This is a genomic window from Devosia oryzisoli, from assembly GCF_014837245.1.
GTDB lineage: Bacteria > Pseudomonadota > Alphaproteobacteria > Rhizobiales > Devosiaceae > Devosia > Devosia oryzisoli.
Map to the genome: position 1 here is coordinate 758,994 of NZ_JACYFU010000002.1, position 25,173 is coordinate 784,166.

Below are 25,173 nucleotides of genomic sequence, written 5' to 3' on the forward strand. Positions count from 1 at the left end.
CAGATGGTTGGGCCGTGATCCCGATCAGCTGGGTCTCGGCGGGCGCTGCAGGCTCACGTCGCTCTGCTGCTCGAACGCATGCCCGACCCGCAGCACACCCGCCTCGTCATGGTGCCGGCCGACGATCTGCATACCGATCGGCAGTCCATCGTGGAATCCCACCGGCAGCGCCAGGACCGGGTGCCCGGACAGGTTGAAACCGATGGTTCGCATGGGCGTCCACACCGCTTCCTTCTCGAACGGCGCGGCCGGCAGGGCCGTCGTCAGCGCGCCGGCGGTCACGATGACGTCGAATCGCTCGAGCAGATCGTCAACCGTCCCTGTGAAGCGCTGCCCCTCTGCCCGCGCCCGTGCGAGCTCGTCCTCGCTCACCGCGAGACCCGCGGCAAGGCTGAGGAAGGCGCGTCGGCCATAGCCCTCGGGATGCTCGCGTAGGGCGTCGGCATGCCCCCTGAAACTTTCCGCATGGAGGATCGCCGCCACCGCAACCTCGACGGCCGCATAGTCGGGCAGGTCGACTTCCTCCACCACCATGCCCAGTTGCGACAGGGTGGATACGGCAGCGTCGACCGCCGCGATCACTTCGGGCATCGCTTGGCTGTCGCGGGCGAACCAGTCCCGCGCGTAGCCGATTTTCACTTTCTCGGCCCGTTGGTGATGCCCAGGGATGACACTCCGTTCACCAATGCGCCCCGCAAGGACGTCAAATGTCAGCGCGACGTCCAACACCGAGGCCCCAATTGGCCCCACATGGTCAAGGCTGGGCGAGAGCTCCAGCACCCCATCGGTCGGCACGGCGCCAAAGGTGGGCTTAAGCCCTACCGTTCCACAATAAAACGAGGGTCCGCGCACCGATCCACCGGTGTCGGTGCCGACCGTGGCGCGCAGCAAGCCCCCGGCCACCGCCGCGGCACATCCTGAGGAGGAACCGCCGGTAATACGCTCGAGATTCCAAGGGTTTCGGGCCGGCGGGAACAGCCCCTTGCTGTCCGGCCCCACCGTCGCCCACTCGTAAGTCGCCAGCTTGCCGATGATGATCGCGCCAGCATCGCGCAACCGCCGGACACTTTCGGCGTCCCGCTCGGCGATGGCGTCGCGGCGGCCGGGGGCATTGGCCGTGGTCGACACCCCTGCTACATCGATCAAGTCCTTGATCCCGATCGGAATTCCGTGCAGCGGCCCCCGATCTTCCCCAGCCGCCAGCTCGGCATCGGCCCGCGCCGCCGCCTCCAAAGCCTCGTCCTCCAACACCTTGTAAAAGCTGCGGTATTTGCCATCCCGCGCCCGTATTCGCGCCAATGTCGCCTTGACCAGCGCCACGACCGTCAACCGCCCGTCGCGCAGCCGCTGCCCCAGCTCGGGGATCGACAAGTCGAGTACCCGGTCGGCGAGAACGTCCGGGGGCGACGCCAGTGCGCCGATGCCGTCGTGCATCCAGGCGGCCAGCTTGTGCAGGCCTTCGATTTCCGACGCATCGAGTATCAGTCCACTCCGGTCCATCGCCGTGCGAAACTGCTGCTCGAACAAAGACTTGGCGTCGGCGTCCGGCATTGGATCAGGCTCCGATCCGTGTGCCGGTGGACTGGTCGAAGAGGTGGCAGGCGGCCGCGGGGATGGCGATCGCCGCTGTCTCGCCGATCTCGGCGCGGTAGTCCTTCGCGACCTTGATCGACACCAATTCACCCGCCACGCGCATGGAGAGCATGGTCGCTTCGCCGAGCAGTTCTACCGAATAGATCGGCGCCTCGATCTGGCCCTGCCCTTGCGCGAGCGTCGCATCCTCGGCGCGGAAGCCCAGCGTTACCGGGCCTTTCGTCGTCGAAGGGAGGCCTTCGATGCGGATCCCCTGGGCAGTAAAGACCCCATTCTCGACGCTGCCTGGCACCAGATTCATGGCGGGCGAGCCGATGAAACCGGCGACGAAAGTGTTGGCCGGACGGTCGTAGATTTCCATCGGCGTCCCAACCTGCTGCACCAGGCCCTTGTTCATCACCACCACGCGGTCGGCCAGCGTCATGGCCTCGATCTGGTCATGGGTCACGTAGATGGTGGTGGTCTTGAGAGTATGGTGCAGGTTCTTGATCTGGGCTCGGGTCGACACGCGCAACTTGGCGTCGAGGTTGGACAACGGCTCGTCCATCAGAAAGGCGTTGGGTTCGCGCACGATGGCCCGCGCCAGCGCCACGCGCTGCCGCTGGCCGCCCGAGAGCGCGGCCGGACGCCGTTCGAGGAACGGCTCCAACTCCACCATCGCCGCTGCCTTCATCACCCGCTCATGGTGCTGATCTTGCGGAACTTTCCGCACCTTGAGGGGAAAACGGATGTTCTCGTAGACCGTCATGTTCGGGTAGAGCCCATAGCTCTGGAACACCATGGAAATGTCGCGATCCTTGGGCTCGAGCTTGTTGACCATGCGGTCGCCAATCCAGATTTCCCCCTCGGTGATGTCCTCGAGCCCTGCGATCATGCGCATGGTCGTGGTCTTGCCACAGCCCGAGGGCCCCAGCAGCACGAGGAATTCCCGATCCGCGATGTCGAGGTTGAAGTTGTCGACGCCGACGAAATTGTTCCAGCGCTTCGAGATGTTCTTGAGACGGATCTGGGCCATGAGCGATCAGCCTTTCACTGCGCCGGCGGTGAGCCCGCTGACGATCTGGCGTTGGAAGAAGAGCACGAGAATGAAGAGCGGCACCGTAGCCGAGACCACGGCCGCAACCGCGTACATGACATTGCCGGCTTCCTGGACCGAGCCGAGGAAGCTCGAAATCTTGGGCACCATGGTCTGGTTGTCGGCGCTCAGCAGCATGGCGGTCACGGCAAAATCGTTATAGCCGAGAAGGAAACTGAACAGTCCTGTGGTAACGACGCCCGGCCACATCACAGGCATGATGACCAGCCGAAAGGCTTGGAAGCGTGTGCAGCCATCGACCATGGCACTTTCATCGAGATCCTTGGGGATCGAGAGGAAAAAGGAATGCAGCATCCAGAGCGTGAACGGCTGATTGATGGCAACGAGCACGATGATCGAGGTCGGCAACACCCCCCAGATATTGAGCTGGAAGAACGGCAGAAGGTAGCCCGAGACCAGCGTAATGTGCGGCATGGCGCGGAAGATCAGCGCCGCAATCAGGATCCAGAAAGCATAGTTGCGGCCGGATCGCGCCAGTGCATAGCCGCCAAGCGTACCGAAAGTTAGCGAGATGATCGTGACGAACAGCGTCACGACGATGGTGTTGCCCGCGGCGCGCCAGAAGTCACGGGTCACCCAGGCGCCATAATAGCCGTCACCGGTAAAGGCCGCGCCGGTCTGGCGGATGGTGTTGGTGCCGAACAGCGCGTTCCACCAGCTTTCGCGGGAGAAAAAATCGGCTTCGACCTTGAACGAGCCCCAGACGGTCCAGAGAAAGGGAAAAGCCGCCAGGATCACCCAGAATACGATGAAGCCGTAGATCAGAACGTTGAGACCGGCTGGGCGCTTGTGCGCAAGCGTTTCGGACATGGGTCATACCACCTTGAGCTTGAATTCGCGCCAGGTGCGCACGAGGACCGGAGAGAGGAGAATGACGACACCGATGATGGTGAGAACCGAAGTCGCTCCGGCCGAGCCGAACTGCTGGGTATCGCCCGATAGGTCGTTGAAGATCAGCCAACTCAAGGACGTTGCATTGGCCTCCGCCGAGAAGCCGACGATCGGTTCGAAGACGCGGAAATTGTCCATCAATTGCACCAGCGCGACGAAGGTGGCGAGCGGCATCAGGTGGGGGACGATGACGTAGCGGATGCGCTCCCATCGACTGGCGCCATCGATCATCGCGGACTCCAGCGTGTCGGCAGGCACCGTCTGCAGGCCGGCGTAGAAAACGACAAAGGAGAATGGTCCGTTGGTCCAGACGCCATAGAGCAGAAGAGCGATCCAGGTCAGGCCCGGCGAGGCGCGGAGCGACAGGGTGGGATCATTGAAGAGGTGCTGGATGGTGGCCCCGAGAATTCCATTGGGGCTCAGCATCCAATAGAGGATCAGCGACCCGACGAGCGGCGTGATAATCATCGGGAGCAGCGAGAAGAAGATGATGGGGCCCTTTGTCACCTTGGGCAAGGCATTGACCGCAAGGGCAATGCCAAAGCCCAGCGCCATGGCCAGCGGCGTCACCACGAAGCAGTAGACAAGGGTGAAGATCAGCCCCTTGTAGAAGGGCAGGTTGAGCACGCGGTTCCAGATGTCGCCCAAGCCGCGATTGGTCTGCAAGATCACGCCGAGTTCGTCGAACGCCAGGTGCGCACGATTGAAGTAGGTGCCCAGCCCATTGAACTTGCCGAGCGGCTGCTCGGCCTGCAACTCTGCCGTAGCGGCAGCGTCGACCCGCAACTCGGTGCTGCAGCCACCGAAGGGCTGGCAATTTTCGACCTGCACCATGACCCGGTCATGCGCAACGTAGAGAGACTGGACGACCACGGACACGATCGGCAGGGCGATGAACAGCACCATGGCGATCAGCGAGGGCATCACGAAAGCAAAGAATGTCTTGTGCGGCACGCCTGCCTCCCGAACCCACCGGAATGAGTGAAGCTTGCAGGCCAACGCATTTTGCGCAAGTCGGCCCGATGAACCCGCTCCGCAAATGCGAGCCGGGCGCCCCTCCCCGCTGACGGGGAGGGGCATCTACGCCAGAGAGGCGCCTTACTGCAGGAAGCCAGCCTGCTTGGCCGCCACATCGTAGGCCGCCTTGACGTCGGCCAGGGCCTGTTCGGCATCTTCCGACCCGGCCATGAATTCGGCCAGTTCTGTCGACAGCGCCGTGTGCAGAAGGCCCATATAGGGCTGCATCGGATAGGGACGAGCGCCGGCGTTGGCGTTGTCGATGACGCCGACAGCGGCCGGGCCGGGCTCATAGCCCTTGATCAGCCAGGTGGCTACGTCCTTGTGTGCCATCATCATGTCCGGGCTGATGCCATGCATCATCGCCTGGAACGAGGCCTCGGCGTCTTCATCCGAGATGTTCTTGGCGATAGTAAAGCCATCCCACCAGAGGGCCGCAGCCGGTACCGTGCCGCCGCCGATGGTCGGGGCCGCGGCCAGGACCGTGTTTTCCACGACGCCATCGGCAGCGCCCTCGTCATCGAGAATGGCGCCCGCCAGAGAGCCCCACTCGTTCATGATGGCGACGTTGCCGGCTTCGTATTCCTTCTGGATTTCGTTGGCGTCGAAGGTGAGGTAGTCGGGATCCATGTACTGCGTCATGGCACGCATGACCTCGAGCACCTTCAAGCCGTTCTCGTTGTCGATGGCCAGTTCGGCACTCCCAGGCGCGAAGAATTCGGCGCCGGTACCGAGATAGTCATTGACGAATTCTGCGGCGAGGTCCCAGCCGGGCTTCACGGAAGCAGCCAGCGGATACTCCATGATGCCGGCATCCTTGATCGCCTTGGCAGCAGCCAGCACATCGTCATAGGATTTCGGCGGTTGGACGCCAGCCTTTTCGAGAACGTCCTTGCGATAGAAGAGGTGCTGTCCGTTGCCCATGAAGGCGATGGCCATGACCTTGCCGTCGATCTTGACCAACTGGCTAGGCTGCAGGTCCTGGCCATACTTGGCGACGAGATCATCGAGCGGACGGATCAGGTCGTCATTCATCAACGGCACGATCGAGTTGTTGGCCACCATGGCAACGGTATATTCGGCCGGATTGATGGTCAGCGCCGGCACCTGAATGTTCTTGTGTTCTGCCGTCGCATTGGCGGTCACCTTGACGGTGTCGCTGGCGCACTCCTCGGCGGTGGTGTTGATCGTCCGAAGCGCTTCGAAATCGTTGCTCAGGATGCGGACCGAGCCGGCCGAAATGCCGCACTCGGCATAAGCGGCGCCTGCACCCAAGCCCAGAGCGGCGGCAGAGACCGCCAGCATTAGAACGTGCTTCATTGTTTCTCCTGACCGGACGCTAAGCATCCGCCTTTTGTCGAGCGACCCTGCCGGCGCCGCATACTCCCCGAGGCGTCCCCGCCTTCTGCATTCGTATGCAATCACGTTTTGCATACGAATGCAACGCCCCGTGGTTCGTGTTTCGGCGCACCTCGGTAGACTTCGAGATTAGGAGTCAAAGGGTCCCATAGCTGGTGGCGTAAGAAATTCCACGGCCACCTGGAAATGGGTTTGCGCTCATCGGGCTGCTAGCGGATCAGTGGTTCAGCAACACCGACACTCGGCACTACAGGGGTCAGTTGGCGCTCAGACGCACCCCTGTTTCGGCATCGAAGACATACGTGCGCTCCAACGGCGCCGATACCGAAAGCCGATTGCCAGCAAAAATGTCTTCGTCGCTCGAGACGAGCACCATCGTCTGGTGACCGGCCAGGTCGAGCGTTACGAAGGTCTGCCCTCCAGTCGGTTCGACGAAGGTCACTTCCCCTTCCATGGCGCCATCGCCGGAGGCGAAATGTTCGGGCCGCACGCCCACGACCACTTTATGCCCGTCGACTAGTTGCCGCTCGGCGACGAACGGGAAGCGCAAGCCGTTGGTGGCCTGAGCCGCGCCACCGGCAATGGTTGCCTCAAAAAAATTCATGGCGGGAGAGCCGATGAAACCAGCGACAAAGAGGTTTGCGGGCCTTCGATATAGCTCCATCGGTGAGCCTTCCTGCTGGATGACACCTCGATTGAGAACCACGACGCGATCGGCCAGAGTCATCGCTTCGACCTGGTCGTGCGTGACGTAGATGGAGGTGACGCCGACCTTCTTATGCAACGCCTTGATCTCGCCGCGCATCTGCACGCGTAGCTTGGCATCAAGGTTGGAAAGTGGCTCGTCGAACAGGAAAACTGCCGGCGCCCGCACCACGGCACGCCCCATCGCCACGCGCTGCCGCTGTCCTCCTGACAGCTGGCTCGGTTTGCGGTCCAGCAGGGGCTCGAGCTCAAGCATGCGCGCCGCTTCCTGGACGCGCGTTTCGATTTCCGCCTTGGACTTTCCGGACAGCTCGAGGTTGAACGCCATGTTCTGGTAGACGGTCATGTGCGGGTAGAGCGCGTAGGACTGGAACACCATGGCGATATTGCGTTCACGCGGGGTCAGCTCGTTGACCACCTTTTCGCCGATGAGGATGTCGCCGTCGGTGATGTCTTCAAGCCCCGCGACCATGCGCAAAATAGTGGACTTGCCACAGCCGGAGGGACCAACCAGCGCCACGAACTCTCCGTCAGCCACCGTCAGGTTGATGCCTTTGATCACCGAGACAGCACCGTAGTTCTTGGCGATGTTGCGCAATTCGAGACCAGACATGGCAGGTCCTCCTACTTGACGGCGCCGGCGGTGAGACCGGCGATTATGTGTTTCTGCGCGGCAAAGAAGACGATGACCGTGGGCAGGATGGTGAGAGTGATGAAGGCGAGGATCAGCTGCCAGTCGGTCGAAAATTCGCCTCGATAGACCATGATGCCCAAGGGCCAGGGGTACTTGCTCTCCGAGTTGAGCATGATCAACGGCAGGATGTAGCTGTTCCAGCTGCCCACGAAGGAAATGATGCCGACCGTGGCGATGATCGGACGGCTCAATGGCAGGGTGATGCGCCAGAAGAAGCGGATATAGCCCGCGCCATCGACGAAGGCAGCATCGAACAATTCGCTGGGCAGGTTGCGGAAGAAATTGCGGAACAGGAGGATGCTCATGCCGAGCCCGAAGGCGACCTGCGGGAGCACCACCCCCCAATAGGTGTCGAGGAGGCCCAGGTCGCGGATGCGGATGAAGAGCGGCAGGATGGCGGTGGCCGCGGGAAACATCAGTCCGATCAGGAAGTAGTTGAGCAGGAAGCCCGAGCCGAAGAACTTGACGTGCGCGAAGGTGAAGGCCGCCATCGCCGAAAAGGCGAGTGTCAGGAAGACCGTGAGCCCCGCGATAAGGAGCGAATTGCCCATCTGCAGCCAATAGCGTTGGCTGAAGAGGATATCGCCGTAGTTGGACCATTGCCACTGCGAGGGCAGGCCGAACGGATTGCCGCGCAATTCACCCAGCGTCTTGAAGCCGCCCAGCGCTGTTGTCAGCAGGGGAATGACGATGATGGCTGCCAGGATCGTGAGGCTGACGTAGAGGTAGACGCGGGTCGGCAGGCGTTCGGCGCGACCCGACGGCGCGGTTGCAGCATCAATGGGAGCGGCGCTGTCAGTCATTTTTCATGAATATCCGCTTGTAGCTGAAGGCCAGGACGACGCAGATCACGAACAAGACCACGCCGACAGCAGAGCCGAAGCCAACCTGCATGCGCATAACGCCGAAGCTGTAGAGGAAGGTGACGAGCGTCTGGGTGGAGTTGGAAGGACCGCCACCGGTCAGTGGCATGATCATATCGAACAGTTGAAGCGAGCCGATGACAGCAAAGAAGACCGATAAGCGCACGGTGGAGCCGAGCATGGGCAGCGTCACGCGGTAGAATTTCTGCCAACCGGTCGCGCCGTCGATGTCGGCGGCCTCGAGCACGCTCTTGTCGACGCCCTGCAGACCCGCCACGAACAGCATCATGTGGAAGCCGAAGTACTTCCAAACGATCACGCCCAGGACAGCATAGAACGCCACCTGCTTGTCGGCCAACCAGAACGGCGCGTTCATGCCGAAGGCATTGAAGATCCCGGCGACCAGGCCGAACTGTCCGTCATAGACGAAGCGCCAGATCATCCCGGCTGCCACGTCCGCCAACACATAGGGCAGGAAGAAGAGGAGCCGGAAGGCGACCGCGCCCTTGATCCGGTGGGTCACCATGGTGGCGATCCAGAGGGCCAGCGGGATCTGGATGAGAATGGACACGGCAATGATGAGGCCGTTATTGATCAGTGCCTGACGGAAGGCTCCGTTGCGGAAAATGATCTCGTAGTTCTTGGTGCCGATCCATTCGGTCGGCAGGCCATAGCCGTTCCAGTTGTAGAAGGAATACCAGGCCGCCTCGCCCATGGGCAGGATGACAAAGACTGTGAAGACGAGCAATGCCGGCGGCAGGAAAAGAACCAGGACCGGCAACGTGCCGCGCACCCGGTTGCTCTTGCGGCGCACGTGCCGCGCCGACGTTGCCCGGACGGGGACATCATCAATGGTACTGGTCTGGCTCATGATGAACCTCTGAATAGGGGCCAGCCAAGGACGCCGCGCCCCTTGAAGGGCGCGGCGTTGCAAGTCTTACATCTCGAGGGAGAAGGCGTCCTCGATCTGCTGCAGCGCATCCTCGGGCGCAATCTGCCCGGCCGCGAGTTCCACCGACATGTCGTTGACGACGCGACCCACGTTCGGCCCCAGATCCTGGTCGAGATAGTTCTGGTGCCAGGTGGCCTTGGCCATCTGCTCGGCCGCGGCCTTCATTGTCGGATCCTTGACACCGGAGTCTGATCCAATGGTCGTCGGCAACACCGCATTGCGCTCGGCGACCTTGGCCATGTTCTCCTGGTTGGTGAAGTACTTGAGGAAGTCGATCGTTTCGGGCGGCGCGTTGGTCGTGACGACCCACCCATTGAGGCCGCCGAAGTCGTCCGTCACAAGACCCGGGGCGCCTTCGATGACGGGGAACGGGAACCGGCCGATGTTTTCCTGAGCAAGGCCGACGCCATCAGTGGCCGCGCCCTTCTGGATCGTGGGGGTTGCGGTGTTTTCGAAGCCGAGGATGATGGCAGCGCGGCCATCGGCGAAGGTGGCCATCGTGTCGGGCCAGGTGGCACCGAGCCAACCTTCCTGGAATGGCTCCAATTCGCCGAGCTTGATCAACTCCTGGCTGGCCTTGACGAAGCCTTCGCCCGTGAAGCCGTCACCGTTCTTGGCCGCGTTGAAGGCATCTTGACCGAGTTCACGCATTGCGAGGTAGGACCAGTAGAAGTGGATCGGCCACTTGTCACCACCGCCACCGGCGATCGGGGTGATACCGGCATCCTTGAGCTTCTGCACGGCGGCCAGGAAATCGTCCCAGGTGGTGATCGTCGAGGCGTCGACGCCAGCCTGATCGAACAGTTCCTTGTTGTAGAAGAAGGAGACAACGCCCGACTGCACGGGGGCAGCCCAGACCTTCCCGTCGATGCTCAGACCATCCACGGCGGCCTTGGCGATCGAATTGCGCCAGGCACCATTATCGGCATCCATGGCTTCGGTGATGTCGCGAATGGCGCCGGTTTCCGATTGCGCCTTCAGGACCCCGCCGCCCCATGTGTAGAACATGGAGGGAGCCTCACTGGACTGCAGGAGGGTCGGCAACTTGGCCTTGAACGCTTCGTTCTCGAGGAACTGGAACTCGATCTTGACGTCCGGATGTTCGGCCTCGTAGGCCGACGCGATCTCCTGCCAAGTCCCGAGGCGATCCGGATTGGTCTCAAGGTGAAGCCACTTGATCACCGATTCCGCCGAAGCCGCAGAGGCGCCTGCGAACAGGGCTGCCGTGCTCAAGGCAATGAGAAACCGATGCCGCGCCAGGCGGCCCAGGTGCATATTCATGATTTCCTCCCACACCGGACATATTTGTCCTGATTGCGTATTAAGTACGTCCGGATGATGTACGTCTGTCAAGCTCCATCTCGTCGAATGCGCAGAAAGTTGAGACGGCGCCTTGTCCTTGGTGCCACATTTGTGCGAAGTGGCAAGGTAATTAATCCGGCATAAGAAATAATAGCCGAGGAGGAGCAGGGCGGCCGATGAAGACGGCAGACCCGGAATTGATGCGGGCGATCAATCGCTTCCACGTGCTGGATACCATTCGGCGCGCTGGGGCGATCTCGCGCGTGGAGATTGGTGAGTACACGCAGCTTTCTGCCACGACGATTTCTGCCATCACCGGTGCCCTTATCGAAGACGAGTTGATCACGCCCCACCACGAGGGAGATCTGCGCAGCAGTGGTACCGGACGCGGTCGGCCGCGCGTCAAGCTGACGCTGAACGCCGGCGCAGCACGTGTCGTGGGGGCCAAGATCGCAACAAACGGCCTCGCCTTCGTGGTGAGTGACTTCGAGGGCCAGCCTCTGGCGGAACTGAAACTGCCCCTCCGAGCGGACCGGCTGGCGCTTGCTGTGCTAGCCGATCTCGTGGAGGACGGAGTTCGTCGATGTGTCCACGACGCCGGGCTGACGCTAGGAGAAATCAACTCCGTGGCGCTGGCTCTGCCCGGCGTCATCGAGCACGGTTCGGGCCGCGTCCGGTCCAGCCCGATCTTCCGGGACACCGACGTGCAGCTCACTGAGACGATCGGACAACGCCTGGGTGTTCCCACCATCGCGGAAAGCGATGCCAATGCGGTTGCACTTGGCGAGCATTGGTTCGGGCGCGCCCGCGACTGCGACGACTTCCTCGTCGTAGCGGTAGAAAACGGCCTTGGCCTTGCCGTGATGCATGGGGGGCAGTTGTTCCGTGGTGCACGCGAACTCAGCCTTGATCTGGGGCAGATGATGCTCGGCGGCCAGGACGGGTCCTACCATCGCCTGCTGGACCTGGCAGGAGACGATGCCATCCTGTGTGGCGGACAGGGCGACATCCGGCTACGGGAGGCGGTGCACCTTGGGCGTCCCATGACGCATGTGCGCCGGTTGATCGAACAGGGCAACCCGGACTTGGCGCAGGCCGTGCACCGGGCGGGAGAAGCACTGGGCATTGCCATTGCGAACCTTGTAGGCCTGTTCGCTCCGCCTCGTGTCATCCTGGCCGGCGCCAACCTGGCGCTGGGACCACATCTGCTTGACCCGCTTCGTACTTCGTTCGACCGGTCGGTTACGCCCTCTCTACGCGAGATCAGCGAGATCATCATTGACGAAGCCGGCGACGAACTCTGGGCCCGCGGCGCAGCGGCCGTAGCGCTGGGCGAGCTCTACGGATCTCCGTGGGGATCGACCGGTCCGGCCCTTCGCACCATGACCGGCCTTGCCCGCGCAGGCGAGTGAGGCTTCCGTACTGCCCGGTCCCGGGCCTGAAGCAAAAAGAAGGAGAACGCAATGCGCGAGGCACTGATCGTCTGGGGAGGCTGGAGCGGCCATGAGCCAGAGCAATGCGCCACCATTATCCGCGACTTTCTCGAGCAAGACGGCTTCAAGGTCTATGTCGAGAACACGACGGAGGCCTTTGCTGATCCGTCTATCCACGACCTCAGCCTCATTGTGCCCATTTTCACGATGAGCAAGATCGAGAAGGAAGAAGTCTCAAACCTGACGGCGGCGGTGCGTGGCGGGGTTGGTCTGGGAGGCTTCCATGGCGGCATGGCAGACGCCTTCCGGGAGGCGGTAGACTACCAGTTCATGGTGGGCGGCCAATGGGTGGCACACCCGGGCGGAATCATCGACTACCGCGTGGACATCGCTAAACCGGACGATCCCATCATGGAGGGAATAAGCGCATTCCCATACCACTCCGAGCAGTACTACATGCATGTCGATCCCTCTATCGAGGTGCTGGCGACCACCAGATTCAACGGTGATCACGCGCCGTGGATCGACGGCGTAGTCATGCCGGTCGTCTGGAAGCACCGCTACGGACAAGGCCGGGTGTTCTACTCATCCCTCGGCCATGTCAGCAGCGAATTCAACGTTCCGGAAATGAAGACGATCCTGCGGCGTGGCCTCAATTGGGCGGCCCGCTGACCGCTGCTCTTCGAATGAATGCGATCGCCTGAAAGCATCGGAAGCCTTCCGCCATCCCTGCCGGAACCAACACCGTCGGGGAAATGTTGTGGTGGGGCAAATTGGGGCCGCCCATGTCCGATCCGGTGATCGCATCGTCCTTCCGCCGACGTCGCCTTTCGGCATTCGAAAGCGTAGCAACGTTCGCGATCATCGCTGCTCTTCTTTATCTCGGCGCGAGTCTTCTCGTGCCTATAACGTTGTCAGTTCTGCTGGCCTTCGCCCTCAATCCGCTCGTTGGATGGATGGGGCGACACCTGCGACTGCCCGATGCAGCCGCCGTCATCCTGGCCGTCCTGATCGCCGCGCTGCTGCTCGGTGCGTTTGCCGTTCTGGCGGTGACCCAAGTGGCGCGCCTGGCCGCGCAACTTCCGGGCTACCAGCAGACCATAATGACCAAGCTTGAGGCCCTGCAGGCGCAATTCGGCAGTTTTGCGTGGCTTGAGCAGCTCAATGCCACGGTGGCAAATCTTGGGGACCGGCTGGCTGCACCTGAGGCCAAGACTGGAGCCGGCGTGCCCGTTCCCGTCAGCATTTCGAATGAGATCGGTCCGCTCAGCATTCTCTCGTCGGTGATGGGGTCCATCATAGGACCTATCGCCACCGTAGCGATCGTCACCGTATTTCTGATCTTTCTGCTCATGGGCCGGGCCGACTTGCAGGACCGGTTCATTCGTCTCGTGAGCGCAGGCCGCTATTCGCTCACCAATATCGCCATCTCGGACGCCAGCCACCGGGTCGGTCGCTACCTGATCATCCAGCTCATGGTGAACACCGTATATGGCACGATCTTCGGCATCGGGCTCTGGCTGATCGGCGTACCCAGCGCGCTGCTTTGGGGCATGCTCATCATCCTTTTCCGCTATATCCCCTTCGTGGGCGCCTTGATCATTGCTATCGTGCCGTTCACCCTCGCCTTCGCGGTCGACCCGGGCTGGAACATGCTCGCCCTGACCATCGGCCTTTTTCTCGTCCTCGACCTGACGACCGCAAATGTCATCGAACCGCGTCTCTATGGTTCGAGCACAGGCGTGTCGCCCATCGCCATCCTGCTCTCCGCCATGTTCTGGGCGACCCTCTGGGGGCCGGTAGGCTTGATCCTTTCAACGCCGATGACCGTGTGTCTCGTCGTCATCGGGCGGCATCTGCCTCAGTTCCAGTTCCTTGAAACGCTGCTCGGCAGTGAGCCTGTTCTCGCCCCGGCCGAGCGGCTCTACCAACGCATGCTCAAGGGCAACATCGAAGACGCAATCGAGCTCACCGAAGATCATATCGATCAGCACGGGCAAGCCGCGTTCATCGACAACCTCATGCTCCCCGCGCTGCGGCTCGCAACCGCCGAACTGGAGGAGGGGCCCGAGGCGGTACCGCAACGGCGCGAGCTCATGCGCTCGTTCGAGACCGTACTGGATGCGACTTTCGAACCCGAGTGGGTGCGGCCCCCGCAGGTTCTCCTCATCGGGGGCCGCAACGAGATCGATGAGGCGGCGGCGCAGTTGCTTGGCACGCAACTTCTGACAGACGACATAGCCGTGGACGTCTTGCCCCCAGGCGCAATTCGCCAGGAAGCCATAGGGCGGCTGGATCTCGAAGGCGTCCGAACCCTCGTGCTTGTGTTCATGGGCAGCGATGTGCGCGCGCAATGCCGGTATGTCTCGCGTCGCCTGCGGCGCATGGCGCCAGATGTCCGCGTGATCGTCTGCGCGGTGAATGAATTCGCCTCCGCCGAGACATCAGAGACATTGCATGTCGATGCCGTCGCTCACAGCTTTGAAGCCGCACGCGAAGCCATCCAGGCGCTCGCTCCCATGGCCGCTCCAATTGGTCGGCGTAAGGGCCGAAGGGCGTTTGCAGGCGCGGGACGCGGCGATGATGCCCTGGGCAAGGCGCTGGAAGCCATCGCCGAACGCTTTTCGGTCCCTGCTGCGATCATCAATCTGGTGGATGACCAGCGGCACCTCGAAGACGAGGACGCGGCTCGCCTCACGCTACTCGTCGCCAATTCCAAGATGCCGCTAATCGTAGACTCCGAAAGGGCAAACGAAGAGGTGGGCGAAAGCACCTATATCCAGACCAACGGCATCGACCTTTACGCGGCCGCCCCCCTTATCCTGCCCGACGGCACCTGTCCTGGAGCTCTCGTCCTTCTTGATTACGAGCCGCACGCGTTCGGCGACGAAGAAGTGAAAAACCTGCAAAGCGCCGCTGACGATCTGGTTCGGCGGTTTGGGTGACCGAGACTTTCGTCTAATGCCACCGGAGAGGTTTTCTCAAAGATGCACTTTGGGTGGCCAAAACCCTGATTTTCCCGGTGTCCCACCAAAATTAGTTGCGCTTTGTGAAATTTCTGACACCCGCAAAAAACTATTCTCGGAGGGTGCGTCATATTGACGTGCCTCGCAGCATCGGATTAGCTGATCGTACGCTAGCGTACAATTTCTCGCCGACCCAATTCGCGGAAGCGACCAGGCGAGACGCCGGTGATTTTTTGGAGGAGGGGAACGCTCATGAAGAGCCGTTCGAAACTAACTGTGCTCGTAGCGGGCACGGTCTCGCTGATGGCCGTCCATGCCGCAATCGCCCAGGACGCGGCCACCCAGGAATCCGTGATCGACAAGATCACGCCCGTCACGGACGAAATGCTGCTCGATCCGCCCGATGCCGACTGGTTGATGTGGCGCCGCACGTACAATGGCTGGGGCTACAGCCCGCTCGACCAGATCAACAAGGAGAACGTCGGTAAGCTCAAGCTGGCATGGTCCTGGGGCATGAGCCCGGGCGGCCGTACGCAGGAGACCCCGCTTGTCCATGACGGCGTGATGTTCGTCCAGAACGCCGACCATCGGATCCAGGCCCTAGACGCAGCCACTGGCGACCTGATCTGGGAATACCAGCACGAACTTCCCGATGGTGTCAGCCCCGGTGGCGAGCGCTCGAAGGCCATCTATGGCAACAACCTGATCATCGCCACCCGGGACGCGCACATCATCGCGCTCGATATCAAGACCGGCGAACTGGTCTGGGATCAGCAGGTTGCCGACTACAAAAAGGGTTTCGCCTATTCATCCGGACCGCTCGTCGCAAACGGCGTTATCGTCCAGGGCATGACCAGCTGCAGCAACGCCCAGCCGGGTGGTTGCTTCTTTACCGGACATGACGCCGAGACCGGCGAAGAAATCTGGCGCGTCAACACCATCGCCCGCGGCGATACGCCGGAAGGGAACAGCTGGAACGGGATCCCCGTCGAAAACCGTTACGGCGCTTCGGCCTGGATCACCGGCTCTTACGACCCAGAGCAGAACCTGATCTTCGCCGGCGTTGGCCAGCCCTATCCGTGGAACGTCGAGATCGCGGGCCTCACGCCCAAGAGCTCTGACCCGAACGTCACCAACGAGGCGCTCTACACCAACTCGACGCTGGCGATCGACGCGACAACCGGCGAGCTCAAGTGGTACCATCAGTACCTGCCGACCGACTCTCTCGATCTTGACTACGTGTATGAACGCCTCATCGTGGACGACGAAGTGGTGACGACCGGCAAGATCGGCATCATGGAAGCCATCGACCGGACCACCGGAAAGTGGCTGTGGGCCAAGGAAACGGCGCCACAGAACGTGGTGCTGTCGATCGACAAGGAAACGGGTGCCAAGGAGATCAATCCGGACGTCATTCCGGTGATCGGCGAAACCACCTTCAACTGCCCTGCCGACCCGGGCAGCAAGGCTTGGCAGGCCACCTCCTATAGCCCGAAAACCGGTGCCGTCTATCTGCCGACGGTGGAGTTCTGCTCCAACACCACGGTCAATCCGCTCGATCCGGGCCAGATTTATACGGGTGGCGGTCTGCAGACCTACTCCCGTGTGCCGCGGCCGGATGGCGACGGCAATATCGGGCAGGTTCGTGCCTATAAGCTCGATGACCAGAGCGAGATGTGGCAGTATCGGCAGTATGCTCCGGTCACGACTTCGACCCTGCCGACCGCTGGTGGCGTCGTGTTCGTGGGCACCCTCGACCGCAAGCTGATCGCCTTCGACGATGAAACCGGCGACGTCCTCTGGACGAGCCCGAAGCTCAGCAACTCGCTCGAGTCCTTCCCGATCAGCTACGAAGCCGACGGCAAGCAGTATATCGCCGTCGTGGCAAACTTCGGTAACGGCCTTGGCCGCCTGCAGTCGCTGACCCCGGACATCAAGCTGCCGCCGAATAACCCGGTGACGCTCTATGTCTTCGCTCTGCCGGATGACGAAGAGTAAAGTCTGAACGCGTTCTGACAGGCCGGACGGATCTGGAGCTTCCAGTCCGCCCGGCCCCTTCTTGCGAGGTTCCCATCTTGCGCGTTGCTTTTGATATTTCGCGCCTTGCGAGCATGTTCCTCGCCCTCGCACTGGCCATCCCGATCGCCGTCTCCACCGTCGGAAATGCCGCCGCCCAGGAGCCGGAGTTCGACGACGTGCCCTTTGCCAACGGCCAGTGGAACATCGGCCGGCGGCTCGATGAATCCCAGTTTCGCTACTGCGTCGACAAGCGCGACCCAGATTGGGAAGTGGCGGCCGCCATCGGCGATGCAATTGCCGCTGCCCTGCTGCTCGAGCCGCAGCGCTATGTGGTGGAGCGGGAGATCGCCGTTGAGGACATCACCAAAATCTACGCCATCATGCTTGAACACTGCGATGTTCACATGGGCTTCAAGCTGATCCCCGAGGGTTACGCCCGGTGGATTACCCTGACTCGCGCCTACTACGAGACCCAATACGTGTTCGTGGCGTCTGATCCCGCGCTGCAAAAGCTCGCCGACCTGCCGCCCGGGCACTCGATCGGCGCCACGGTGGGTACGATGGCCCACATCAGGCTGGTATCTTACCAGTCGGCACTGCCGGCCGAAAAACGGTGGCCGGTTTTTCCCATGGGAAGCAATGAGCAGGCGCTCGACGCCCTACTCAAAGGCTCTGTGGACGTTGCCCTTGTCTGGGCCCCTAATCTTTGGGCCAAGCAACGCGAGGACGCAGCTTACGGGGAGTTGCACGTTCTCGAGCCCAGTCCCTTACCACCCTCAACCATTGGCGTTGGCGCCGTCGTTCTGGCCGACCAGAAATTCCTGCGCAGCGCCGTGGACGAGGCCATCTCCGCCCTTACAGCAGATGGCACCCTCGATGGCATCCTGAAGGGGTTCGACTTTCCAGCGACAGCCGCGGCTCCGTGATGGCGCAACCCGACCCCGCCCCGTCTGCCGACGCCATCCATCTCAATGCCATCTCCAAGCGATATGGTCGGACTCTCGCACTCGATGCCGTCAGCTTCAACGTGCGCGACCAGGAATTGTTTGCCCTGCTGGGCCCCAATGGCGCGGGCAAGACGACGCTGCTGCATATCCTGTGCACCATCCTGCGGCCAGATAGCGGTACAGCCCTCATCGACGGTATCGATGTCGCCAAAAACCCGCTGGAAGCGCGCCAGCGCCTTGGTATCGTCTTTCAGGAGCCCAGCCTCGATGACCGCCTGACGGTGCGCGAAAACCTTGAACTGCACGGCCTTGTCTATGGAGTGCCGCGCAAACTGAGACGGCAACGAATTGAGGAGATGCTGGCGCTGGTGGAGCTGTCCGATTGGGCGTCAAAACCGGTGCGCGCGTTGTCCTCGGGCATGAAGCGGCGGCTCGAAATCGCCAGGGCCCTGATCCACGATTCCCGGATATTGCTGCTCGACGAGCCCACTGTGGGCCTCGATGCGCAGACGCGAGACCGGATTTGGGCCTATCTGCGCCGGCTGAGGGCCGAGCGCGACATCACGGTACTGGTCACCACCCACTATATCGAGGAAGTGGAGGACTGCGACCGGGTCTGCATCATCGATAGTGGTAAGGTTCTGGCGCTCGACACGCCGGAGGCGCTGAAGCGGGCGCATGGGCAATCCCTGGTGCGTTTGACGCCGACCGCGGAAGCCGATCTCGAGGCAATTACGGCACGGTATCAAGATCGGCTGACGGCGCGAAAGGGCAACGAGTTGACGTTGGTCAGCGACGATGCCTTCATCACCGCGTTCCTAGCTGAATTCGGAACGCGCATTACGGCCCTCAAGGTGGAGGTGCCGAGCCTTGAAACGGTGTTTCTCACCTTGACTGGTCGCGAGCTGCGGGACCGGGCGGCCGGCGCGCGGGAGCAAACGCTGGCCTTCGGCAAGCGTGGGGGCGAGCACACGAGATGAATGGGGGGGCAATGCACTGGCGTCGTAGGCTGATGGTCCAGTTGGGAGGCCTCTACGGTCTGTGGCTCCGCGAAGTGATGCGCGCCTTCCGCGACACCGGACAGTTGATCGGAGGAGTGAGCCGGCCGATCCTGTGGGTCCTGATCCTCGGGATCGGCCTCAACCCCTATTTCCGCGGCGAAGTTTACGGCGCAGTCACCTTCGTCGTGCCGTTCACCTATCTGCAGTTTATCTTTCCGGCGGTCATCGCGCTCAACATCATGTTCACCTCCGTGCAGTCCGCCGTGTCGGTGATCTGGGATCGGGAATTCGGCTTCCTGCGTGAGGTGCTGGTGTCGCCGCTGTCGCGCACGACGGTGCTGCTGGCGAAGGTGTTGGGCGGCACCACGGTCGCTCTCCTGCACGGGTGTCTCGTTCTGGTCCTGGCCCGGTTCGCCGATATCCCGATCACGTGGGCCGACCTCCCCAAGGCCCTGGGACTGATGGCGCTGCTCGCTTTTGCGCTGACCTCATTGGGTGTGGTGATCGCCAATCGCATCCGCAGCTTCCAGGGTTTCGGCATCTTTTCCAACGCGGTCATCTTGCCGCTTTATTTTACCTCCAGCTCGATCTTTCCCCTCGATCCGGCATTGAGCCGGGCGCAAACGCGGGTGGTCTACCCCGACTGGCTTGTGACGCTCGTCGAATGGAACCCACTAACCTACGCGGTCGACGCGCTACGCGGCGCCCTCATCCACTACAACCAATTCGACCCGCTGCTGGGCATCGGGATCATTGTCACTGCCTGCGTCGTGCTGTTCAGCGTTGCGCTCATCGACTTCTACCGGACCTGAGGCAGACGTGGCCGGCGGGGAGGGCATGCGCGGTCTTATCGGGTTTGCGGTGATCCTTGCGCTGCTCGTGGGGGTGAGCCTCCTGCCGCCCGACACTTCCCTCCGGGAAATCGAACGGGCCGGCGTCCTAAGGGCCTGCGTGCCGCCGTCCTATCCACCGCTGGTCACGGGGGATTCAGAGCAACCCGGCGTAGACATCGAGCTCTTGCGCATCCTGTCGCAGAAAATTGGCGTGTCACTGGTCTTGAACGAAAACCAGGCGATGGGCCGCGACTTCAACCCGAAAAATTGGGGCCTCAACCGGGCACAGTGTCAAGTGATCGCGGGGGGCGTGGTTGACTCCGATCAGACCCGCTCCTTCCTCGAGACCGGACCCGCCTATGCCCAGACGGGATGGGCCGTGGTCTCCCCTGCCCCAGTCGACAGCCTCGAAGGCAAGCGGATCGGCGTCCTGACCCTGATCTCTGGCCTCGACCGTATTGGTCTGGCGAGTTTCCTGCGCAATGAAGGGGCCACGGCCCGCATCCTGACCAATCCTGATGCGCTGGCCGCCGGCTTCGCCGACGGAACGCTGGATGCCGGGGTAACCGAAGCGATGCTGGCCAGCCGGCTTGCTGAAGAGAACGGTTGGACCGTTGCGTGGGCGCCGCTGGAGCTGGCGCGCTACAACATGGTGTTCGGGCTCTGGAAGGGCGACATCACCCTCAAGCGCGTCGTGGACCAAACGTTCGCCGAACTTGCAGCGGATGGCACAATCGGCACCATCATGGATCGCTACGGCGTTACCCCGATCGACTAGGACTCTCGAACGAGACAACGGCGCTTAGAACGTGAGCCATTTACCCACTAGCTTCAGCGGCCGAGTTCCGCACCGACCACCAGCGGTGCGACCAGTTGGTAGGCGGGCGCCAGGATAGCCCGCGTCACGCCGACGATGGAGAGCACCACAAGGAGCAAGCCGATGATCAGACTTGCCCGGGCCGGCAAGCGGATGTTGAGGGCGGCGAGGAAGTGTGCGCCGACAAGAGGCGGCGCCGGCAGGAGCGTAAACAGGGCCATCCAGACGCAGAGTTGCGCCAAGCTGCGCAGGAAGGCGCCAACCAGCAGGGCCTGGGTGTGCGGCAGGATGGTCAGCGCGGGGATGACCAGGAACAGGACCAGCCAGCCCAACAGCAGCAGAGCTGCGCTGCCGGCGAGTGGCAGGACCCAGGGGCCGACGCGCATTTGCCCGGGGTCCACCGTGACAGGCTTGCTCCAGCCAAAACCCGTCAACATGAGCGAGCCCAGCCCCAGGAGATCGACATGGGCGGCGGGGGACAGCGTCAGCCGCCCGTCATAGCGCGGCCCCTTGTCGCCAAGCAGGACCGTGACGGCAGCGATAGCCGCGCCCTGCACTGTCGCGATGATCACTCCCGCAAGGAATCGCACCACGATCAGTTGCAGGGTCAGCTCCGGGCCGATCACGGGCGTCCCTCAGCAAAGAGACGCCCGCCCGCCCCTGGCATCACTTCTCGATGACGAGATTATAGAGGGCGTCGACATCCGAGGGCAGCTCAGCCCCGGATTTGTAGCCGTTGGTCTTCAGAATATGGGCCATCAGGTCGGCGTAAACAGCATCCGAATAGCTTCCGGGGGCATTCGGCGGCATGGTGGAGCTCATCACTTCAAACAGCACACCCGCCGGGCTGCCTTTGCCATACTTTGCCTCGAAGCTCTGGCCGCGCAGCGGCGGTCCACCGAGCAGGCCGCCACGCAGATCCTTCCCATGGCACTCGACGCATTCCTGCGAGAATTCTTTCTTTCCCCTCTCGGCCTGTTCGAGGCTGAAGGTGGCCTTCGCGCCTTCGGCTTGCGCGACCAGGAGGCGCGCCTCTGCCGGAGCTCCGGCTTTTGTCTCCAGCGCGCCCGTCTCCAGCGCGTGTGCCGCTAGAAGGCCTGCGCTCGTTAAGACCATGGCTGCCGCGCTGCCAAGCATCCAGCCTACACTCTTGTTGTTCATGATTTCCTCCCGATCGGACAACGCCGACCCATGCTGCGGTAGCGCACCTTTTGTAGGTTAGCATACAGTTTTGAACTGACAACCAGAGTTGCGATTTCCAGGAGGCGCTTTAAGACCTATTCTTTTTGTCTTATAGGCAAAATCGAGAAACGGAGGTCGGGCTGCCGAAGGTGAAACGAAACTATAAGGAAGAGTTTGGGGGAGCTTCTGCAAGGGACGTGATACGAGCGACGACCGACACATCCTACCGGGATCATTCTGACCTCATCTACCTGATGCACGAGCTCTCGCGTCTGGTGTCCACGCACGCCGACCAGCATTTGGCCAAGGCCGGTCTTACGCATGTGCAGTGGTGGGCCATGATGCACATTTACGAGAACGAAGGGCTGACACAGACCCAGTTGGCCGACCTCATGCAAATGGGTCGCGCTTCCCTCGGAAAGCTTGTGGAGCGGCTCGAGAGCAAATCCTGGATCGAGCGCCGTGCGGACGCTTCAGACAGCCGGGTGCGCAGGATATTCCTCCTTCATGCCGCCATACCGCTTTTCAGGCACATGACCGAAGAAGGCAAGCTTCTGTTCCAGGACTTCCTCGCGGGCATCTCGTCTGACGAAGAGAAGCGCCTGCTCGCGGGACTTCGTAAAATCCGCAGCAATGCCGTCCGGGGCCAAGAGAGATAAAGCCCTCTGTGGATGTCCGTCGCTGCGCTTGCCTAGCCCTTTCGCGAGGCCGCGACCCGCGTGAGTGCATCGACGAGTTCGGGTAAAGGTAGACATTGGACAGTAGCTCGGGGGCCAGCTTTTCTTCGGGCACTGCCGTGGTGACGATCACCGGCGTGTCGATCCCCTGCTCGCGCAGGATGCCAACCATGCCCAAACCGTCCAGTTTCGGCATCATGTAATCTGTGACAATGATGTCCGGGACGAATTGGCTTGCCTTCTCCAGCCCTTCGCTGCCATCAAAGGCCAGTTCCACCGAGAACCCCTCATCCACCAGGACACCTTCCATGGAAATGGCCAGGAGCGCTTCATCTTCAACGTAAAGCACCCGGGTCATTGACAGGGGCCCGCTGCCCAAGGAGTGTCCGGCTCGCAGATGCTGCGATGCAAGCGCGCAGGTGCGGCCTTAAGGGTGCATAGATGCGACATCATCGACAAAATCTGGGTTCTCTTTAATTCGAGCCTGCCAGAGCGGAAGCTAAGGGATGGCGGAGTCAGCAATGAGTTCAGCAAGTGCAGGTTCCATCGCGGTCGATGAGGCGCTCGCCGATCATCATGAAGCGTTGTCGCACGGGAAAGCAATCCGTTTCAAATTGCGGCACAGGCTGCTCGCTCTAGCCGCCGTAGCCGTTCTGCCAGCCTTCGTCATTGTCGTCGCGAACCACATCAGCGCGCGGAACCTACGGTCCGGCGAGGTCGACACCTACGCAACCGAAATGACGGACTCCGTGCGCAACGAAGTCGTCCGAGGGCTCTCAGCTGCGGCGACTTTGATGCTGGCCATGGGACGCGCGGAGGTGGTGCAGGGCCAGGATACGATTGCCTGCGAAGACTATGTCGGTGGGCTGCGCCGAGACCTGCCAACCGTGATCGACATAGCCGTCGCGGACCAGGCAGGCGCGGTCTATTGCCATTCCGGGGTGTCGGACCGGTCTGCCATGCAGACCTCGATCACGGAGTTGGCGGCAGCAGATCGGCCTGGGCTTGTGGTCGGAAATTACACCGCAACACCCGGCGGGCCCACACTGCCGATCGGAATGGCCCTGCGCGGACCGGCCGAGGAGGTGCAGGGCTACATCCAGCTCCACGTCAACATGGCCGAGCTTGTCCGGCTGGTTACGGAAGCCACCAAATCCCTGCCACAGAGCCGTACGGTGGTCACCGACCGGAATGGCACGATCCTGCTTAGCCTGCCCGAGGGAAATCTCGATGCGGGAAGCCAGGTTCCCGAGCCGTATGCCGGATTGTTGAAGCGTCCCGAGCCAGGGGCTGCCCGCCTGGTCTCGCCTGAGGGCGTCCCCGAGATCGTGGGATACCGCCCGGCGCTGGACAATCTTCCCATTGCGGCAATCTTCGCCATGCCCGAAGCGCCGACTATGGCGCCTATCGATCGGGCTGCCGTCACCAACTCGGTCATCGCCATGACCGGTGCAATCCTGGCCTTTCTTCTCGCCTGGTTCATAGGTGCCAGCTTCATCCAGCGGCCCGTTCGCATCGTTCACCGGACACTGCTCGCGCGGCAGGCCGGTGACGAAGCAGCAAGAACCGGCCTCAACGGCGACAATTCGGAATTGGGGCTAATCGGGCGGTCCGTAGACGACCTTTTCGATTAACTGGATCGTCGCGAACTCGAGAAGCGACAGGCCGAAGAACAGCGAGATCTTTTCGCCCGGGAGGTGCAGCACCGGGTAAAAAACCTGTTGGCCATCGTCCAGGTCATCGCGCGCCATTCTCTCAGGAGCCCCAATGCGGCTCCGGAAGTCCTGGCGTTTGAGAGTCGCATCGATGCAATCGTGCGGACCCACACTCGGCTCCTGAGCGAGAACGAGCGGGCGGGTGAACTCGAGGAGATTGTTCGCCAGACGATCGCCCCGTTCCTCGGACCTGAGCAGGATCGGGTAACGATCCAAGGTCCGCCCCTTCGTCTGCGGCCTAAGGTCGTCACCGCCCTGGCCATGGCACTGCATGAGTTGGCAACCAATGCCGTCAAGTATGGCGCCCTCAGCAACCAGTTCGGGCTCGTTGATATCCATTGGGAGGTGACCGACGAGACGTTTGATTTCTGGTGGACCGAGCGTGGCGGCCCGCCTGTCGTCGCCCCTACCACCAAAGGGTTTGGCTCTTTGCTGATATCAAGGGTCCTGCAGGCCGAGACGCGCGGGGACATTACGTCCGATTTCGATGCCCATGGATATCGACTTCACCTTACCGCCCGGCTCGACGCGCTCGTTGCTATTGCAGCAGGCCCGGAGTGAATGCACCCGGCCACGTACCACCCGCGGCGGATGAAGGCTCAAGCTGCTGCCGGAACCGCCTCTGGAGACGATAACCTCGATGACCCTTACTAAGCACTCGCTTCTCGAACCAGTGGTGGCAGACCGAAAACTCGACCCCGCGACCCAAGCCCTCACGCTTGCGGATGTTCGCCGGCCTGACGCCCCGCTTGTCTATGTGAACCAGGGCTTCGAGCAGATGACGGGCTATCCGCGCGACTACGCGGTGGGCCGCAACTGCCGCTTCCTGCAGGGTCCGGACACTTCGAGAGAGACCATCGCCGAGATGCGCGATGCCATCCGCGACAGCAGGGTCTTTCTCGCTGACATCCTCAACTATAAAAAAGACGGCACGCCTTTTTGGAATCGTCTATCGCTCACGCCGGTGTTGGACGCAGCCGGCGAGACGACGCACTATATCGGCATACAGAGCGACATTACGGTCCTTCTCTCGCTCCAGGAGCGTCTCCATGAGGTAGCCCTCGAGCTCGCCCAGACCACGCGGTACCTGTTGGATTGACGGAGAGCTGGA

At 61.8% G+C, this 25,173-nt stretch carries 24 protein-coding genes and 1 pseudogene; 12 read left to right on the forward strand and 13 right to left on the reverse strand.

The window, feature by feature from the left end; all coding sequences use genetic code 11:
* Positions 1 to 24: 24 nt before the first annotated feature.
* From IC608_RS10280 to IC608_RS10320, 9 genes are all read right to left on the reverse strand, one after another.
* Positions 25 to 1,551: an amidase gene (locus IC608_RS10280; RefSeq protein WP_248306280.1), complete on the reverse strand. Its 1,527-nt coding sequence runs from the start codon at positions 1,549 to 1,551 to the stop codon at positions 25 to 27.
* Positions 1,552 to 1,555: 4 nt separating this feature from the next.
* Positions 1,556 to 2,608, reverse strand: coding sequence for an ABC transporter ATP-binding protein (locus tag IC608_RS10285; protein WP_191775057.1), 1,053 nt, complete (start codon positions 2,606 to 2,608; stop codon positions 1,556 to 1,558).
* 6 nt (positions 2,609 to 2,614) lie between these two features.
* Positions 2,615 to 3,499, reverse strand: coding sequence for a carbohydrate ABC transporter permease (locus IC608_RS10290; RefSeq protein WP_191775059.1), 885 nt, complete (start codon positions 3,497 to 3,499; stop codon positions 2,615 to 2,617).
* A gap of 3 nt (positions 3,500 to 3,502) precedes the next feature.
* Positions 3,503 to 4,534 (reverse strand): ABC transporter permease subunit, encoded by a 1,032-nt coding sequence (locus tag IC608_RS10295; RefSeq protein ID WP_191775061.1) that lies wholly within the window; start codon positions 4,532 to 4,534, stop codon positions 3,503 to 3,505.
* Positions 4,535 to 4,678: 144 nt separating this feature from the next.
* The gene (locus IC608_RS10300) at positions 4,679 to 5,917 is read right to left on the reverse strand and encodes an ABC transporter substrate-binding protein (protein ID WP_191775063.1); all 1,239 of its coding nucleotides are present in this window, start codon (positions 5,915 to 5,917) and stop codon (positions 4,679 to 4,681) included.
* 295 nt (positions 5,918 to 6,212) lie between these two features.
* Positions 6,213 to 7,274, reverse strand: a complete 1,062-nt coding sequence (locus tag IC608_RS10305) for an ABC transporter ATP-binding protein (protein ID WP_191775065.1) — start codon at positions 7,272 to 7,274, stop codon at positions 6,213 to 6,215.
* 11 nt (positions 7,275 to 7,285) lie between these two features.
* Positions 7,286 to 8,158, reverse strand: coding sequence for a carbohydrate ABC transporter permease (locus IC608_RS10310; protein WP_191775067.1), 873 nt, complete (start codon positions 8,156 to 8,158; stop codon positions 7,286 to 7,288).
* Complete coding sequence (locus IC608_RS10315; RefSeq protein WP_191775069.1) at positions 8,151 to 9,089, reverse strand: carbohydrate ABC transporter permease; 939 nt, start codon at positions 9,087 to 9,089, stop codon at positions 8,151 to 8,153. Before IC608_RS10315 ends, IC608_RS10310 begins: the two co-directional genes overlap by 8 nt.
* A gap of 66 nt (positions 9,090 to 9,155) precedes the next feature.
* Positions 9,156 to 10,451: an extracellular solute-binding protein gene (locus IC608_RS10320; RefSeq protein ID WP_248306281.1), complete on the reverse strand. Its 1,296-nt coding sequence runs from the start codon at positions 10,449 to 10,451 to the stop codon at positions 9,156 to 9,158.
* 197 nt (positions 10,452 to 10,648) lie between these two features.
* Here IC608_RS10320 and IC608_RS10325 point away from each other — a divergent pair, with 197 nt between their 5' ends.
* The 8 genes from IC608_RS10325 (at position 10,649) to IC608_RS10360 (ending at position 20,449) form a co-directional block, all read left to right on the forward strand.
* On the forward strand, positions 10,649 to 11,884 hold the full coding sequence (locus IC608_RS10325) for an ROK family transcriptional regulator (RefSeq protein ID WP_191775071.1): 1,236 nt from the start codon (positions 10,649 to 10,651) through the stop codon (positions 11,882 to 11,884).
* Between the two features lie 51 nt (positions 11,885 to 11,935).
* Positions 11,936 to 12,577: a ThuA domain-containing protein gene (locus IC608_RS10330; RefSeq protein WP_191775072.1), complete on the forward strand. Its 642-nt coding sequence runs from the start codon at positions 11,936 to 11,938 to the stop codon at positions 12,575 to 12,577.
* Positions 12,578 to 12,690: 113 nt separating this feature from the next.
* Positions 12,691 to 14,850, forward strand: coding sequence for an AI-2E family transporter (locus IC608_RS10335; protein ID WP_191775073.1), 2,160 nt, complete (start codon positions 12,691 to 12,693; stop codon positions 14,848 to 14,850).
* A 273-nt stretch (positions 14,851 to 15,123) separates the two neighbouring features.
* Positions 15,124 to 16,869 carry a pyrroloquinoline quinone-dependent dehydrogenase gene (locus tag IC608_RS10340; RefSeq protein ID WP_191775075.1) on the forward strand — a complete coding sequence of 582 codons (1,746 nt, stop codon included), beginning with the start codon at positions 15,124 to 15,126 and terminating at the stop codon, positions 16,867 to 16,869.
* A 77-nt stretch (positions 16,870 to 16,946) separates the two neighbouring features.
* Positions 16,947 to 17,816, forward strand: coding sequence for a substrate-binding periplasmic protein (locus tag IC608_RS10345; RefSeq protein WP_191775077.1), 870 nt, complete (start codon positions 16,947 to 16,949; stop codon positions 17,814 to 17,816).
* A complete protein-coding gene (locus tag IC608_RS10350; protein WP_191775079.1) occupies positions 17,816 to 18,817 on the forward strand; it encodes an ABC transporter ATP-binding protein in 1,002 nt (333 codons plus the stop codon). Before IC608_RS10345 ends, IC608_RS10350 begins: the two co-directional genes overlap by 1 nt.
* Positions 18,818 to 18,828: 11 nt before the next feature.
* Complete coding sequence (locus tag IC608_RS10355; RefSeq protein ID WP_248306282.1) at positions 18,829 to 19,650, forward strand: ABC transporter permease; 822 nt, start codon at positions 18,829 to 18,831, stop codon at positions 19,648 to 19,650.
* Positions 19,651 to 19,675: 25 nt separating this feature from the next.
* Positions 19,676 to 20,449: a substrate-binding periplasmic protein gene (locus IC608_RS10360; protein WP_191775080.1), complete on the forward strand. Its 774-nt coding sequence runs from the start codon at positions 19,676 to 19,678 to the stop codon at positions 20,447 to 20,449.
* Positions 20,450 to 20,502: 53 nt separating this feature from the next.
* Here the strand turns inward: IC608_RS10360 and IC608_RS10365 are convergent, their stop codons facing one another.
* A complete protein-coding gene (locus IC608_RS10365) occupies positions 20,503 to 21,114 on the reverse strand; it encodes a zinc metalloprotease (protein WP_191775082.1) in 612 nt (203 codons plus the stop codon).
* A 40-nt stretch (positions 21,115 to 21,154) separates the two neighbouring features.
* On the reverse strand, positions 21,155 to 21,649 hold the full coding sequence (locus IC608_RS10370; RefSeq protein ID WP_191775084.1) for a c-type cytochrome: 495 nt from the start codon (positions 21,647 to 21,649) through the stop codon (positions 21,155 to 21,157).
* 218 nt (positions 21,650 to 21,867) lie between these two features.
* Between IC608_RS10370 and IC608_RS18105 the strand changes: the two genes are divergently transcribed.
* Positions 21,868 to 22,329, forward strand: a complete 462-nt coding sequence (locus IC608_RS18105) for a MarR family winged helix-turn-helix transcriptional regulator (RefSeq protein WP_345890877.1) — start codon at positions 21,868 to 21,870, stop codon at positions 22,327 to 22,329.
* 112 nt (positions 22,330 to 22,441) lie between these two features.
* Here the strand turns inward: IC608_RS18105 and IC608_RS18580 are convergent.
* Positions 22,442 to 22,705, reverse strand: a pseudogene (locus IC608_RS18580) (response regulator transcription factor); the annotation flags it as partial.
* A 163-nt stretch (positions 22,706 to 22,868) separates the two neighbouring features.
* On the opposite strand from IC608_RS18580, the gene IC608_RS10380 reads away from it, so the two are divergent.
* Positions 22,869 to 23,981, forward strand: coding sequence for a cache domain-containing protein (locus IC608_RS10380; protein ID WP_191775088.1), 1,113 nt, complete (start codon positions 22,869 to 22,871; stop codon positions 23,979 to 23,981).
* Here the strand turns inward: IC608_RS10380 and IC608_RS10385 are convergent.
* Positions 23,946 to 24,173, reverse strand: a complete 228-nt coding sequence (locus IC608_RS10385) for a hypothetical protein (RefSeq protein ID WP_191775499.1) — start codon at positions 24,171 to 24,173, stop codon at positions 23,946 to 23,948. The two genes, IC608_RS10380 and IC608_RS10385, sit on opposite strands and share 36 nt — an antisense overlap.
* On the opposite strand from IC608_RS10385, the gene IC608_RS10390 reads away from it, so the two are divergent.
* Complete coding sequence (locus tag IC608_RS10390) at positions 24,069 to 24,623, forward strand: HWE histidine kinase domain-containing protein (protein ID WP_191775090.1); 555 nt, start codon at positions 24,069 to 24,071, stop codon at positions 24,621 to 24,623. The two genes, IC608_RS10385 and IC608_RS10390, sit on opposite strands and share 105 nt — an antisense overlap.
* A 79-nt stretch (positions 24,624 to 24,702) precedes the next feature.
* Entirely contained in the window at positions 24,703 to 25,161 is a 459-nt protein-coding gene (locus IC608_RS10395) for a PAS domain-containing protein (protein ID WP_191775092.1), read from the forward strand.
* Positions 25,162 to 25,173: the final 12 nt, after the last annotated feature.